12 protein-coding genes are annotated in these 14,245 nt (G+C 70.7%); 7 read left to right on the top strand and 5 right to left on the bottom strand.

Going from position 1 to position 14,245, the window contains the following annotated elements:
• Positions 1-2 precede the first annotated feature (2 nt).
• Positions 3-1,202, bottom strand: a complete 1,200-nt coding sequence (locus KXC43_RS10470; protein ID WP_221375788.1) for a chitinase — start codon at positions 1,200-1,202, stop codon at positions 3-5.
• Positions 1,203-1,231: 29 nt separating this feature from the next.
• A complete protein-coding gene (locus KXC43_RS10465; RefSeq protein WP_221375787.1) occupies positions 1,232-2,515 on the bottom strand; it encodes a chitinase in 1,284 nt (427 codons plus the stop codon).
• Positions 2,516-2,716: 201 nt separating this feature from the next.
• Between KXC43_RS10465 and KXC43_RS10460 the strand changes: the two genes are divergently transcribed.
• The 3 genes from KXC43_RS10460 to KXC43_RS10450 all read left to right on the top strand — a co-directional run bounded on the left by KXC43_RS10460 (position 2,717) and on the right by KXC43_RS10450 (position 6,672).
• Positions 2,717-3,880 carry a carboxylate-amine ligase gene (locus tag KXC43_RS10460; protein WP_221375786.1) on the top strand — a complete coding sequence of 388 codons (1,164 nt, stop codon included), beginning with the start codon at positions 2,717-2,719 and terminating at the stop codon, positions 3,878-3,880.
• Positions 3,881-3,889: 9 nt separating this feature from the next.
• Positions 3,890-5,260, top strand: coding sequence for an FAD-dependent oxidoreductase (locus tag KXC43_RS10455; protein WP_221375785.1), 1,371 nt, complete (start codon positions 3,890-3,892; stop codon positions 5,258-5,260).
• 254 nt (positions 5,261-5,514) lie between these two features.
• Positions 5,515-6,672 carry a polysaccharide deacetylase family protein gene (locus KXC43_RS10450; RefSeq protein ID WP_308129031.1) on the top strand — a complete coding sequence of 386 codons (1,158 nt, stop codon included), beginning with the start codon at positions 5,515-5,517 and terminating at the stop codon, positions 6,670-6,672.
• On the opposite strand, the gene KXC43_RS10445 is transcribed toward KXC43_RS10450, so the two are convergent.
• Complete coding sequence (locus KXC43_RS10445; RefSeq protein ID WP_221375784.1) at positions 6,653-7,462, bottom strand: Fpg/Nei family DNA glycosylase; 810 nt, start codon at positions 7,460-7,462, stop codon at positions 6,653-6,655. The genes KXC43_RS10450 and KXC43_RS10445 overlap by 20 nt on opposite strands.
• 261 nt (positions 7,463-7,723) lie before the next feature.
• On the opposite strand from KXC43_RS10445, the gene KXC43_RS10440 reads away from it, so the two are divergent.
• Entirely contained in the window at positions 7,724-9,118 is a 1,395-nt protein-coding gene (locus KXC43_RS10440) for a chitinase (RefSeq protein WP_221376013.1), read from the top strand.
• 170 nt (positions 9,119-9,288) lie between these two features.
• Here KXC43_RS10440 and KXC43_RS10435 read toward each other — a convergent pair whose 3' ends face one another.
• Positions 9,289-10,686, bottom strand: a complete 1,398-nt coding sequence (locus KXC43_RS10435) for a DHA2 family efflux MFS transporter permease subunit (protein WP_221375783.1) — start codon at positions 10,684-10,686, stop codon at positions 9,289-9,291.
• A gap of 71 nt (positions 10,687-10,757) precedes the next feature.
• Between KXC43_RS10435 and KXC43_RS10430 the strand changes: the two genes are divergently transcribed.
• From KXC43_RS10430 to KXC43_RS10420, 3 genes are read left to right on the top strand one after another with little or no spacing between them, the layout of a single operon-like run.
• A complete protein-coding gene (locus KXC43_RS10430) occupies positions 10,758-11,345 on the top strand; it encodes a TetR/AcrR family transcriptional regulator (RefSeq protein WP_221375782.1) in 588 nt (195 codons plus the stop codon).
• Positions 11,346-11,378: 33 nt separating this feature from the next.
• Positions 11,379-12,233 carry a patatin-like phospholipase family protein gene (locus KXC43_RS10425; protein WP_221375781.1) on the top strand — a complete coding sequence of 285 codons (855 nt, stop codon included), beginning with the start codon at positions 11,379-11,381 and terminating at the stop codon, positions 12,231-12,233.
• The gene (locus tag KXC43_RS10420) at positions 12,233-13,294 is read left to right on the top strand and encodes a 1-acyl-sn-glycerol-3-phosphate acyltransferase (RefSeq protein ID WP_221375780.1); all 1,062 of its coding nucleotides are present in this window, start codon (positions 12,233-12,235) and stop codon (positions 13,292-13,294) included. The genes KXC43_RS10425 and KXC43_RS10420 overlap by 1 nt, the downstream gene beginning before the upstream one ends.
• Positions 13,295-13,330: 36 nt before the next feature.
• Here the strand turns inward: KXC43_RS10420 and KXC43_RS10415 are convergent, their stop codons facing one another.
• Positions 13,331-14,143, bottom strand: a complete 813-nt coding sequence (locus KXC43_RS10415) for a hypothetical protein (protein ID WP_221375779.1) — start codon at positions 14,141-14,143, stop codon at positions 13,331-13,333.
• Positions 14,144-14,245 lie beyond the last annotated feature (102 nt).

Raw genomic sequence — 14,245 nt, 5'->3', positions numbered from 1 at the left:
TTCTAGAACCCGGCGCTGATCCTCGTGAAGGCCCAATCGGCCTGCGCGATGCCGGAGCAGTTCGAGACCACGCCGCCACCGGCGCAGCCGCGGTCCCGGTTGACCGCCCAGAAGGTGAAGCGCGACAGGCCCTTGCTCTTGGCGTAGTCGCGGATCCGGGTCCACGTGTCGGTGCTGGTGAGCTCCTGCTGGTCGGAGAGCCCGTTCATGCCCGAGATGCCGATGTGCGAGTACGCCTGGGCGTCGGTGTAGCCGAACGTGGTCTTCAGCAGGTTCTTCAGGCCCTCGGTGGCACCCACGGTCGAGCCGTACATGTCGGCGCCGCCACCGAAGTCGAACGGCATCTGGGTGAAGATGTCGATGTTCGCGTTCAACGCCTTGGCCTGCTGCACCAGCCGCGTGCCGTAGAAGTTCGGGCCGGTCGGCGAGGTGCCGAAGGTCAGGATCGTCTTCACCGACGGGTTCTTCTGCTTGACGATCTTCAGCGCGTTCAGGACCCGGTCCTGCACGACGGTGTTCTCGAACTCGTCGGAGTTCTCGATGTCGATGTCGATCGACGTGAGCTGGAAGGCGTCGATGATCTTCTGGTACGCGCCGGCCAGCGCCTCGGGCGTCGAGCAGTTGGGGCCGAGCTTGTTGCCGCTCCACCCGCCGACCGACGGGACGATGTCCATGCCGGCCGCCCGCGCCTGGGCGATGTAGCTGGCGTGCACGCCGCCGGTCAGCCCGGTCTCGCCGTCCCAGGCGGGATTGCAGCCGTTGCTGGCGAGCACGAACGCGATGGTGAAGGCCTTGACGCCGGTCCCGGCGACCGTGGACGGCGCCGGCGGGTTGCCCCAGCCCGGGTAGACGTACGGCGCGGACACCATCTTGGTGCCGTTCGACGGCGGCGGCGTGGTCGGCCCGGCCGGGGGCGTGGTGGGCGGCGTCGTCGGCGGCGTGGTGCCGCCGCAGACGCCGTTGTCGATCCAGACGTCCCACTGTCCGCTGTGGGTGGCCGGCGAGTCGTTCTGGCTCCACCACTTGGCGGTGTAGTTGTGGCCGTTCTGCGAGGCGCTGTTGTCCTTGACGTAGACGGCGCTCGAGCTCCAGGCCGGGGCGCACGCGGCAGCCGCGCTCGAGGTCGCCATCGGCAGTACCGCGGCGGCCGTGCCGGCCACGGCGACCGCGCCGAGGACGAGCAACTTCCTGCTCAGTTTCACGGGGGATGTCTCCAAGAAAGGGGGGTCGGTCAGGGGAGGGTGGCGAGGTGGGGCTTGACGGTGTTGGCGAAGCCGTTGCCGTTGGTGACGTCCCAGTTGATCGACCAGGTCATCGCGCCCCGGATGCCCGGGTAGGTGGCCGGCGGCCGGAACGAGCCGCAGTTGGTGGCCTTGGCGAGACAGTCGAGCGCGTTGTTGACGACGGTCGGGGCGACGTAGCCACCGCCGGCGGCTCGGGTGCTCGCGGGCAGGCCGAGCGCGACCTGGTCGGGGCGCAGGCCGCCCTGGGTCTGGATGCAGGCCAGCGCGGTCAGGAAATTCACCGTGCCCTGGCTGTAGGCGGCGTTGTTGTCGCAGCCGAGCATCGAGCCGGAGTTGTAGAACTGGGTGAACACCACGGTCAGGATGTCCTTGATGCTCAGCGCCAGCGCGAAGTAGGACGACTGCGGCGACTGCATGTCGATCGTCTGCGGCGCCATCGTGATGAGCAGGCTCGCTCCCACCTTGGCCCGCAGGCTGCGCAGCGCCTGCGCCATGTAGGTCGGGTTCAGCCCGTTCTCGAGGTCGATGTCGACGCCGTCGAAGCCGTACGTGGTGATCAGCCGGTGCACCGAGTCGGCGAACGCCGTGGCGGCCGCGGCGCTGTTGACAGCGACCGTGCCCTTCTCACCGCCGACCGAGATGACGACCTTCTTGCCGCGCGCGTGCAGGGTGGCGATGTCGGCCTTGAACTGCGCGTCGGTGTACCCGCCGACCGCCGCGGCCAGGCCCGGGTCGAGGTTGAAGGTGACCGCGCCCTGGGTGCTGGTGGCGTCCGCGAAGGCGACCGCGATGAGGTCGTAGTTGTTCGGGACGGCGGCGAGCTTGAGCGGGGCGGCCCCGTTGTCGAAGTTCTGCCAGTAGCCGGTGAGGAAGTGCTTCGGCAGCTGGCCGTTCGACGGCGGAGTGGTCGGCGGCGTCGTGGGCGGAGTGGTCGGCGGCGTCGTGGGCGGAGTTGTCGGCGGGGTGGTGGGCGGCATGGTGGGTGGCGTCGTCGGAGGGGTGGTCGGCGTCGTCGTGCCGCACGCGCCGTCGTTCTTCCAGACGTCCCACTGTCCACTGTGGGTAGCCGGTGACTCGTTCTGGGTCCACCACTTGGCGCTGTAGTTGACGCCGTTCTGCGACGCGGTGTTGCCGCCCACGTAGACCTGCGACGCGCTCCACGCCGGCGCGCAGGCCGCGGCGGCCGACGCCGTGCTGGTGAAGTAGGTCGCCGCGCCACCGGCGACGAGAGCCGTGACGGTCGCCAGGATTACCGATCTGGATCGCCTCATGGCCATCCCCTCCACCCGAACCCAATGAGATGTATCAATCATTAGGACTGTTAACAGTAAAAGTCCAGGGGGCCGGACCTTAAACATCCTTAAAAGGTCTGACCCCGCGCAGACGGGCACCGCCATCGACAGCCCTGGATACCGAGGGCCCGGCCGGGAGGGGACAGTTTCTGTGGAACAACTACCGGGTAAATGCCGCCCATGGACAACTCGGACTCGATCGTCATTGACCCCGAACTGGCCGAGAGAGCCGAGTCGGACGATCTGCACACGCTGGGCGTCGAGGAGGAGTACCTCCTGGTGGACGCCGTCGAGCCGCGGGCGGTCGAAGCAGTCGAAGAGGTCTTCGACCAGCTGCCGGCCGAAACGCGCGACTCCGTGCAGCACGAGTTCATGCGCAGTCAGATCGAGGTGGCCAGCCCGCCCCAGCTCGAGCTCGACGCGCTCGCCAAAGCACTGCGTGAGCTGCGCGCCACGGTGGCCGACGCAGCCGAGGCAGCCGGGGCGCGACTGCTGGCGATCGGCACCGGCCCGGCCATCGGCGGGCAAATCCGGGTTGTCGACAACCCGCGCTACCACCGCATGCGGGAGCGCTTCGGCGACCTCTCCCCCGGCGCCGGCATGTGCGGCACCCACGTGCACGTCAGCATCCCCGACGACGAGACCGGCGTGCAGGTACTCAACCATCTGCGTCCGTGGCTGCCGATCTTCCAGGCCGCCACGGTCAACTCGCCGCTGTTCAAGGGCCGGGACACCAGCTACGCGAGCTGGCGCTTCATGCTCTGGGAGCGCTGGCCCACGGTGGGCCCCGCGCCCTACCTGCGCTCGTTCCAGGACTACGAGACGATGATCGCCGACCTCGAGGCGAGCGGCGCCATGCTCGACGAGGGCATGCTCTACTGGTACGCCCGGCTGTCCGCGCGCTACCCCACGGTCGAGATCCGCATGGGCGACGTCATGCCCACCACCGACGACGCGGTGCTGCTCGCCGCCCTGGCCCGGGCGCTGGTCGCCACCCTCGTGAAAGAAGTGCGCGCGGGCGTGCCCGCGCCCGACGTGCCGCATCCGCTGCTGATGGCCGCGCACTGGCGGGCCGCGCATGACGGCCTCGAAGGCCTGAACATCGACATGGCTACCCGGGAGCCGCGGCCGGCCTGGAAACTGATGCGCCAGCTCTTCGACTACGTGCGCCCCGAACTCGAACGCCACGGCGACCTCGAGACGGCCACCACGCTGATGGGGCGGCTGCGCACGCACGGCACCGGCGCCGCCCGCCAGCGGGCGATCCTGGCCCAGGGCGGCTCGGTGGCCGACGTCGTCGACCGGTTCGCCCGGCTCACCCGCGGGGAGCGGCCGGAAAAGTAGGCTGGCGGCGTGAAACTCGTCGTCATCGGCGGGGACGCCGCCGGAATGTCGGCCGCCTCTCAGGCCCGCAAGCGCCTGGGCCGCAGCGACCTGTCCATTGTCGTGTTCGAGCGGGGGCACTACACCTCGTACTCGGCCTGCGGCATCCCGTACTGGATCGGCGGCGCCGTCGACGACGCCGGGAAACTCGTTGCCCGCACGCCCGACGAGCACCGCCGCGCCGGCATCGACGTGCGGCTGCGGCACGAGGTTGCCGGCATCGATCTCGACCGGCGCGAGGTGCTCGTCCACGACCTCGACGGCGGCGGCGAGGTGCGGGAGCCCTTCGACCACCTGATGTACGCCGCCGGCGCGACGCCCTTCACGCCCGAGTGGGCACGGGCGGGCGGCGAGGGCGTTTTCGGCGTGCAGACGCTCGGCGACGGCGAGGCCATCCACGCCTGGCTCGACCGGGAACCGCAGCCGCGACGGGCCGTGGTCATCGGCGGCGGCTACATCGGCGTCGAGATGGCCGAGGCGATGGTGCTGCGCGGGCTGACCGTCACGCTGCTCGAGAAGTCGCCGCAGCCGATGGGGAAGACCGTCGACCCCGACATGGGCGCGCTGGTGCAGAAGGCGATCCGCGGCCTCGGCATCGAGGTCGTCACCGACACGCGCGTCGAGGGCCTGCAGACCGAGGACGGCCGGGTGCGGGCGGTGGTCACGCCGGGCGGCGTGCTGCCGGCCGACGTCGTGGTGCTGGGTCTGGGCGTACGCCCGAACACCGCGCTGGCCCGGGAGGCCGGCCTTCCGCTGGGCCCGACCGAGGGCGTACGCACCGATCTGCGCATGCGGGTCGAGGGGCTCGAGGGCGTCTGGGCCGCCGGCGACTGTGTCGAGACCCGCCACCTGCTCACCGGCGGGCCCGTGCACGTGCCGCTGGGCACCCACGCCAACAAGCAAGGCCGGGTGGCCGGCATCAACATCGGCGGCGGGTACGCGACCTTCCCCGGTGTCATCGGAACGGCGGTCACCAAGGTCTGCGACCTCGAGGTGGCCCGCACCGGCCTGACGTCGAAGGAGGCCCGGGCGGCCGGCTACTCCTTCGTCACGGCCACCATCGACTCGACCAGCCGGGCCGGCTATTACCCCGGCGCCGAACTGATGACGGTCAAGCTGATCGCCGAGCGCCGCACCGGCCTGCTGCTCGGCGCGCAGATCGTCGGCCGGGCGGAGGCGGCGAAGCGGATCGATGCCCTCGCCGTCGCCACCTGGAACCGGATGACGGTCGAGGAGATGACGGCGCTCGACCTCAGCTACGCGCCGCCCTTCGCGCCGGTGTGGGACCCGGTGCTGATCGCTGCCCGAAAGGCCACCGAGGCGGTACACGCCAGCCTTTGACCGTATTTGTGGTTCGAGGGTTACGGAGCGCTGCCAGCAGTTATCGCTCTGGGTAGCACGACGACCACCGATATGGTCTCGCGCATGATCATGGGGCACGGTAGGCATGCAGCATGTCGCCGCAAACGCCCCGGATTCCGACGCAGGGTCACGCTTCGGCGCAGCCCTCCTCCGGGCGGCACCGGCGACCCGAATCCCTGGCCGACGTCAGTGTCCGGAGCGGACCCCGCGTCGCCCTCACCACGCTCGCCGACGTGCCTTCCGCTCCCCGCGCCGCGCGCCACTCGCGCCCGGTCCGCGGCGGCCGGCACGCTGCCGTGCGCCCACCGGCCGGCCGGCCGCCGACCACCGGCAGCCACCGCGCCCCCGGCACCCTGCCCATCGAGAACTGGCTGCTCATGGGCCGCACCCGGCAGGGCGCCCTGCTCGCCTCGCTGGTCGCGATCGGCGTGCTGCTGCTGGCCATGCCGGCCGAACAACGCCGCGACAGCTTCGACGCGGTGAACGCGGCCGCCCAGGCGGTGGCCGGCGTCCAGACCGAGAAGAAGACCCCGCGCCCGGTCGCCCCGCCGCCGGCCGAGGAGTCGAGCGACGAGAAAGACTCCGCACCGGTCGAGGAGGACGCTCCCGAGAAGGCCGAGCCCAAGCCGAGCGCGCCCGCGAAGTCCCCGGCGGCCCCCAAGCAGGAAGCGACCGAAGCCGCCGGGCAGAAGAAGGAAGAGCCCACGGCTGGTCCGGGCCGGTCGCTGCGCACCACCGGCAGCGAGGTCGTCGCGCTCACCTTCGACGACGGCCCCGACCCGGTGCAGACGCCCCGGATCCTCGCCCTGCTCGACAAGTACCAGGTCAAGGCCACGTTCTGCCTGGTCGGCGTGCAGGTCCAGCGGCACCCCGGCATCGTCCGCGAGATCGCCGCCGCCGGACACACGCTCTGCAACCACACGTGGGACCACAGCCTGACAATCGGTAAGGACAAGCCGGCCCAGATCAAGGCCGACCTCGACCGGACGAACGCCGCGATCCAGGCGGCCGTGCCGGGCGCGCCGATCCCGTTCTTCCGCGCCCCTGGCGGCAACTTCACCGACCGTCTGGTCGACGTGGCCGGCACCGGCGGCATGACGTCGATCTACTGGGAGGTCGACCCGCGCGACTGGGAACACCCCGAGAAAGAGACCGAGGCCCAGCACGTAGCGCGGGTCGTCGGCAGCGTGCGCGAGCAGGTGAGGCCCGGCGCCATCGTGCTGTCACACGACTTCAACCAGCCCGCCACCATCGCCGCGTACGAAAAGCTTCTGCCCTATCTGTCCGAGAACTTCAAGCTGGGCATCCCCGAGACCGACCCGGCCGGCCCGCCCGCGAGCGCGCCGCCGCCGCCCTCAGCCGAGGCGCCCGCTATCCCGGCTGACAGCTAGGACACCAGTAGAGGTTGCGCCCGGCCAACGGCCCGCGCGCCACCGCGGTGCCGCATACCAGGCAGGGCTGCCCCGGCCGGCGGTAGACATAGACCTCGCCGCCGTGCCGGTCGACCCGCGGCGCCCGCTGCATGGCCTCCGGCGTGTGCCGGGTGTGCACGGTGTCGATCCGCCCCCGCACCACGCCCTCTTTCATGAGCGCGCGCAGGTCGGTCCAGATCTCGTCCCAGCACTCGGGGCTGATCGCCCGCCCCGGCGTGGTCGGCGCCAGCCCCGCCCGGAACAAGACCTCGTTGGCATAGATCAGCCCGCAGCCGGCGACGATCGACTGGTCGAGCAGCAGCGCGAAGACCGCCTTGGCGCTGGCCCGCACCCGCTCCCCCGCCGCCCGGGAGTCGGCATCGTCCCGCAGCGGGTCGGCGCCCAGCCGATCCCGCAACATCTGAGCCTGCGCCGGATCGAACACCTCGCAGGCGGTGGGCCCCCGCAGTTCGAGCCAGTGCGAATCCCCGACGATGCGCATGCGCACCTGCCCCACCGGCTCGGGCACCGGCGACGGCCCGTCGGCGAACTTCCCGTACAGCCCGAGATGCACGTGCACGCTGAGGTCACCCTCATAGTGGTGCAACAAGTGCTTCCCGTACGCCTCGGTGTCGACCAGCCGCCGCCCGTCAATTTCCGCGGCGCCGCCCGCGAACCGCCCCTGCGGGCTGCTGACCCGGAGCCGCTCCCCCGCGAAGAGCTCGCGATGCCGCCCCGCCAGCCGATGAATGGTGTGTCCCTCTGGCACGGTCGCCAACGGTACCCATAGCGCCTGGTTCGTGCGATACGCCGCTGCCGAACGTCCTGATCATCTTGCCGAAGAACGCGGTTGCTCTCCGTCCAGCCGCAGAAGTGACTTGGTCACCTCCACCTCCGTGAACCCCGTCCGCTCCGCGATACCGCGCCCCCTTCGGGCGTGCCCGGCGATCTCAGCATCGGCCAGCCCTCCGCACGCCATCCGGCGCCACGGGCTATTTACAAATAAACTTAACAGTATTCATACTTGGCTATGCGCCGATCGATGATCTTCGCCCTGGCCGCGGTGCTTGCGGCTGGTGGCGGCACTGTGTACCTCGCTTCCAGCGCCAGCGCAGCCGCCGCCTGCGCGCCGGCGTGGAGCTCGAGCGCCGTCTACGTCAAGGACAACAGCGCCTCGCAGAACGGCCACAACTACACGGCCAAGTGGTGGACGCAGAACGAGTCGCCGTCCACCCACAGCGGGCAGTGGGACGTCTGGATCGACAACGGGGTCTGCGGCGGCACCACGCCTCCGACGACGCCGCCCCCGACCACCACCCCGCCCGCCACGACGCCGCCGCCGACCACTCCGCCGGCAACCACTCCGCCGCCGACCACGACACCCCCGCCGGCGACGAACCTGCCGAAGCGCGCGCTGATCGGCTACCTGCACGCCAGCTTCGCCAACGGCTCCGGCTACCTGCGCATGGCCGACGTGCCGAACAACTGGGACATCATCAACCTGGCGTTCGGCGAGCCGACCACGGCCACCTCGGGTGACATCCGGTTCAGCCTCTGCCCGGCCGCCGAGTGCCCGGGGGTCGAGACCGAGGCCCAGTTCATCGCGGCCATCCGGGCCAAGCGCACCGCCGGCAAGAAGGTGCTGCTGTCGATCGGCGGCCAGAACGGCCAGGTGCAGCTGACCACGACCGCCGCGCGCGACAAGTTCGTCAGCTCGGTCAGCACGATCATCGACAGGTACGGCCTGGACGGCGTCGACGTCGACTTCGAGGGCCACTCGCTGTCGCTGAACACGGGCGACACCGACTTCAAGAACCCGACCACGCCGGTCATCGTCAACCTGATCTCGGCGCTGCGGAGTCTCAAGGCCCGGTACGGCGCGAACTTCGTGCTCACGATGGCTCCCGAGACGTTCTTCGTGCAGCTCGGCTACCAGTACTACGGCTCGGGCCCGTGGGGCGGCCAGGACCCGCGCGCCGGTTCGTACCTGCCGGTGATCCACGCGCTGCGCAACGACCTCACGGTGCTGCACGTCCAGGACTACAACTCGGGCTCCATCATGGGCCTGGACAACCAGTACCACTCGATGGGCGGGGCGGACTTCCACATCGCCATGACGGACATGCTGCTGGCCGGCTTCCCGGTGGCGGGCAACACCGCGAACGTGTTCCCGGCGCTGCGCGAGGACCAGGTCGCGTTCGGCGCCCCGTCATCCGTGAGCGCCGGCAACGGTTACGTCGCGCCGGCGGCGGTGCAGCAGGCGGTGGGCTGCCTGGTGCGGGGCACGAACTGCGGCTCGTACACCCCGCGCAGCGGCACGAACCCGGACTTCCGCGGGCTGATGACGTGGTCGATCAACTGGGACAAGTTCTACAACTACGAATTCCAGAACCAGAACGGGGTGTACCTGAAGTCGCTGTCGTAATGATCAGAAGCGACAGGATCAAGAGCGAGATGTCGTAGCGGGGTGGTGGGTGCGGATCGCTGCTCCCGCCGAGGGCCCGGGTGGGACGAGCAGGGCGCTGGCGCGCCCAGAACGCTCGCCCCACCCGGGCGGCCTGCGTGAGCGGTTGCGCTCAAAACCAGAACGGCGCTTCATGGATGGCTCGGGCCGACGGCGACCGGGGTGGCCTCGGGCGCCACGACCGGGGAAGGTTGTTCGCGGCCGGGCAGGACGAACGACAGCAGGACGGCCACGGCTGTGAAGCCGACGGTCCACCAGAAGGCGGTGCCGAAGCTGGTTGTGGCCAGGATGACGGCGAGCAGGGCGACCCCCGCCGATCCGCCGATCTGCTGGGCGATGCGGGTCACGATGCTGGCGTGCGGCACCTGCTCGCGTTCGAGCCCCTGGAACGCGACGGTCATCAGCGGAATCATGACCAGGCCGAGCCCGAGCCCGCGAACGAACAGCGCCACCATCAGGGTCCAGAGCGCCGTGCCGGGGCCGGCGAAGGCGAACGGCACGGTGGCCGCGCCGACCAGCACGAAGCCGAGGATCGACACCCGGCGCACGCTGATCCGGTCGAGCAGGCGGGCGGCGACGCTGCGGCTCAGCAGTGAGCCGACACCCTGCGGGATGAGCAGCAGGCCGGCGCCGAGCGCGTCCGTTCCGCGCACTTCCTGCCAGTAGAGCGGCAGCAACAACATCGCGCCGTAGAGCGAGGCGCCGGAGAGGAACATCAGGGCGGTCGCCGCCCAGGTCGGACGCGAGCGCAGCACGTCCAGGTCGACCAGCGCCTCGCCTGGCCTGCGCAACGCCCGGAGCACGAACACGAGCAGCAGCAACGCGCCGCCGATCATCGGAACGAGCACGTCGGCACGGGCGAAGCCGCCGCCACCGGACACATTCGACAGTCCCCACAGCAGCGCGACCAGCGCCGGTGACAGCAGCGCCAGGCCCACGGCGTCGAGGCGGATCCGGCGTCCGGGCTCGTCGGCCGGGATCAGGCGCCAGGCGAGCAGCAGCCCGGTCAGGCAGAGCGGCACGTTGACCAGGAACAGCCAGCGCCAGTCGCCGGCGCCGAGGATCAGGCCGCCGATCACCGGTCCGAGGATGGGGCCGACCGCGGCCGGCAACGCGACGACCGACATCAGCCGCACGCGGTCGGCGGGCCGGGCGGCCTGCATGACCATGGTCGTCATGAGCGGCATCATCAGGCCGCCGCCGGCGCCCTGCACCACGCGGAACGCGATGAGGCTCGAAGCGTTCCAGGCGAGGGCGCAGAGCACCGAGCCCATCAGGAAGACCGTGAGCGCCACGAGCCAGAGCCGTTTGGTCCCGAGGCGGCTCTGCAGCCAGCCCACAACCGGGATCACGACGCCGAGCGCGAGCAGGTACGCCGTACTGACCCATTGGATCGTGGCGACGCCGGCGTGCAGGTCGCCGGCGAGTTCGTGCAGCGCCACGCTGACGATCGTCGAGTCGAGGACGACCGTGATGCCGCCCACGAGCACCGCGATCGAGGTGCGGACGGCAGAGCGTTCCAGGGGCATCGGAACCGCCTTAAGATGCAAGCGTGTATCTAACGTTGGCCACGGTAGGCCGACGGCGATAAGATACGCAAGTGCATCTTGAAAAGACCCGGCGGCGCGGGGCAGAGCTGGAGGACGCGATCCTCGATGCCGCGTGGGAGGTGCTGATCCGGCAGGGCTACCCCGGTTTCACGTACGAGGCGATCGCCGCCCGCGCCGGCACCAGCCGCCCCGTCCTCTACCGTCGCTGGCCGCAGCGCGACGACCTACTGCTGGCCACCCTCACGAAGTTCTTGTGGTCGCAGCCGATCGAGCTGCCCGACACCGGCGCCCTGCGCGACGACGCGATCGGCTCCCTGCGCAACGCCGACTCGGCCCGCGCGCACGTTCTCACGCTGGTCAGCGTCCAGCTCATGGAGTACTTCCGCGACAGCGGCAGCAGCCTGAGCGAGCTGCGCGACAAGATCCGTGACCCGAGCCGGCCGACCAGCATGGAGACAATCGTCGCCCGGGCCGTCGAGCGTGGCGAGGTGCCCGACCGGGCCCGCCCGGCGCGGGTCGTCAGCCTGCCGTTCGACCTGCTGCAGCACGAGATGCTCATGACGATGCGCCCGGTGCCGGACGAGGTGATCACCGGGATCGTCGACGACATCTGGCTGCCTCTGCTGACCCGGCCGTGACGGCCGGGGCGCCGGTGATGACACGATGAAGCCATGGTCAATAGCCCGGTCGCGTTCGTGCTCGGCGGTGGCGGCGTGCTCGGCGCCGTCGAGGTGGGCATGCTGCGCGCCCTGTTCCGCGCCGGGTTCCGGCCGGACGTGGTGGTCGGCACCTCGATCGGCGCGGTGAACGGCGCCCTCGTGGCGTCCGATCCGAACGAGGCTGTCACCGATCGGCTCGTACGGCTGTGGACCTCGCCCGAGGCGGCCACCGTCTACGGCGATTCGATCGGGCGGCAGTTGCGCCGCTTCGCCGCCCGCACCCACCTGCACTCGCCGCTGCCGCTGCGCCGGCTGCTCGAGAGCGAACTGGGTGAGGCCTCGACCTTCGCCGACCTGAAGGTTCCGTTCCACTGCTGCGCGGCCAGCATCGAGCGGGCGGCCGAGCACTGGTTCGACAGCGGTCCGCTGGTCGACGCCGTGCTGGCCTCGTCGGCCGTGCCCGGCCTGCTGCCGCCGATGGAGATCGCCGGCGAGCACTTCGTGGACGGCGGGATCGTCAACTCGATCCCGATCGGCGAGGCGGTGCGGATCGGCGCCAAGCTGATCTTCGTCCTTCAGGTGGGCCGGGTGGAGCGTCCGCTCGCCGTTCCCCGCCGGCCGTGGGAGGTGGCCCAGGTGGCCTTCGAGATCGCCCGGCGGCATCGCTTCGCCCGCGAGCTTGCGGCCCTGCCCGACGATGTACGGGTGCACGTCCTTCCCACCGGCGGCGGCGAGGGCCGCGACGACAGCCCCTGGGCCTACCGCGACATGGCTGCGGTGGGCCGTCGTATCAGCCGCGCCTACACCGCCTCCCGTCGCTACCTGGCCGCCAACGTCCCGCCGCAGCCCGGGCCGGACGTGCCCTGATGCCGCTGCCGCCGATCTGGGTCCGCCGCCTGGTCATCGCCCCCGCCGTCGTGGTGCTGGCCGCCGCGCTGCTCACCACGTTGCCGATCTGGCTGGTGCTGGCCCTGCTGGCCTCGCCGATGGTCCCCGGCCACCTGCGGGTGCCCCGGCTCGTGCTGCTGGCCGTCCTGTATCTGCTCTGGGACGCGACGGCGCTGGTCGTGCTCGCAGCGCTGTGGGTCGCGTCCGGCTTCGGCTTCAAGATTCGCAGCCCCTTCTTCCAGCGCGCGCACTACGTGGTGACCGGCCGCTTCCTGGCGCTGCTGTTCTGGATCGCGAAGTGGGCCCTGCACCTGACCGTCGACGTGGTCGGCACCGACCCCGACACGGCGCTGCCGGGCCGGCCCGAGATCGTGGTGAGCCGGCACGCCGGGCCGGGTGACTCGTTCGTCCTGATCCACGCGCTGACCAACTGGTTCCAGCGCGAGCCGCGGATCGTCCTCAAGGCCACGCTGCAATGGGACCCGGCCGTCGACGTGCTGCTCAACCGGCTGCCGAACAGGTTCATCTCGCCCGGTCGCGCCGGCACGACGACCCTCGAGCAGCAGATCGGCGAGACGGCCACCGGCCTCGACGACAACGACGCCTTCGTGATCTTTCCCGAGGGCGGGAACTTCACGCCGCGCCGCCGCACCAGCGCTATCGCCCGGCTCAAGGCGCGCGGTCTGGCCGACGCCGCCGAGCGTGCCGAAAATCTGCGGCACCTGCTGCCACCCAAGCCGGCCGGGCTGTTCGCGGCGATCGACGCGGCGCCCGACGCCGGCGTCGTCTTCGTGGCCCACACCGGGCTCGACCGGATGGTGACCGTCGCCGACGTCTGGCAGGAGCTGCCGATGGACAAGCGGCTCGTCATGAAGTTCTGGAGCGTCCCGCCCGAGGAGATCCCCGCCGGCGAGGAGGAGCGGGTCGCCTGGCTGTACGACTGGTGGGCCCGGATCGACTCGTGGATCGAGGAGCACCACCCCGCGTTCCGCCCGTTGAGCACCGACTGGACCGCGCGCAGATCGGCGGCGGACGTCTGAGACGCCCGCCGCCGAGGATCGCTGGGGAACTGGGGATCAGCTGCCGAGAGAGTTGTAGAGGCTGTCGGGCGCCTCGGTCACCTCGGCGGCAGCCGGCTTGGTGACGCTCACCGGAGCGCCGTAGTCGCTGTAGACCACCTTCAGGGGCTGCGCGGCCTGACCGTTGACGGCCGGGATCTCGATGGTCAGCTCGGACAGCCGGCCCTGGTCGTCGGTGGTCGCCGTGAACGGCACCTTTTCGGCCTGCGCGCCCGACTCGTCGATGGTGACCTGCGAGACGCCGGCCAGGCCGACGGCCTTGGTCAGGTCGAGCGTCCCGGCGTACGCGTTGGCGCCGGTCGACCGTACGTCAGTGGCCGAACTCAGCAGTTTCGACGTGTTCACCGGGTCGAGCTGACCGGGGCGCAGGCCCACGTTGGCCCCCTCGGGCAGGCGCGCGACGTCGACGTGGGTCCACGTGCCGGCCTTGGTGAAACCGGGCACCTGGAGGTAAAGGTCCTGACCGGCCAGCAGGGTCTTGATGCTGAGTTCGGCGTTGGGCCCGGTCGCCTTGAGATCGGCCTCGCCCACACCCTGCGCCGGGTCGACCGCGCCGGTCAGCTTGAAGCCGGACCCCGACGTGGCGGTCATCTTGAAGCTGGTCGTGCCGAGCTGCGAGGTCGCCTTCGTGAGCGCCTCGACCGCCGCCGGGTCGGCCGCACCCACCGAAGCCGATGCCGACCCCGTGGCCGGAGCCGACGCCGGCGCCGAGGCCGAGCCGGACGGAGAAGTGGAGTCGCAGCCGGCCAGCGCCAGCGCGGCTGTCGCCATCGTCGCGATTCCCAGCCCCGCGAGCCGTGGTGTCCGCATGTCCGTCCCTTCAGCCCGGCCGGCCCGTCGATGGGCCGGCTCTGTGACCCCCGTCAATTCCCGATGGCCGGGAAAGGCAAACGGACACGACGGACAACCGGA

It is taken from the genome of Paractinoplanes polyasparticus, assembly GCF_019710575.1.
Classification (GTDB): domain Bacteria; phylum Actinomycetota; class Actinomycetes; order Mycobacteriales; family Micromonosporaceae; genus Actinoplanes; species Actinoplanes polyasparticus.
This window is presented reverse-complemented; position numbering and strand designations above follow the sequence as displayed.

What these genes read in the sequence shown, in the direction of transcription:
- KXC43_RS10465 (WP_221375787.1), bottom strand. Translation starts at nt 2,515, where the DNA reads ATGAGGCGATCCAGATCGGTAATCCTGGCGACCGTCACGGCTCTCGTC.
- KXC43_RS10460 (WP_221375786.1), top strand. Translation starts at nt 2,717, where the DNA reads ATGGACAACTCGGACTCGATCGTCATTGACCCCGAACTGGCCGAGAGA.
- KXC43_RS10440 (WP_221376013.1), top strand. Translation starts at nt 7,724, where the DNA reads ATGCGCCGATCGATGATCTTCGCCCTGGCCGCGGTGCTTGCGGCTGGT.
- KXC43_RS10435 (WP_221375783.1), bottom strand. Translation starts at nt 10,686, where the DNA reads ATGCCCCTGGAACGCTCTGCCGTCCGCACCTCGATCGCGGTGCTCGTG.
- KXC43_RS10425 (WP_221375781.1), top strand. Translation starts at nt 11,379, where the DNA reads ATGGTCAATAGCCCGGTCGCGTTCGTGCTCGGCGGTGGCGGCGTGCTC.
- KXC43_RS10420 (WP_221375780.1), top strand. Translation starts at nt 12,233, where the DNA reads ATGCCGCTGCCGCCGATCTGGGTCCGCCGCCTGGTCATCGCCCCCGCC.
- KXC43_RS10415 (WP_221375779.1), bottom strand. Translation starts at nt 14,143, where the DNA reads ATGCGGACACCACGGCTCGCGGGGCTGGGAATCGCGACGATGGCGACA.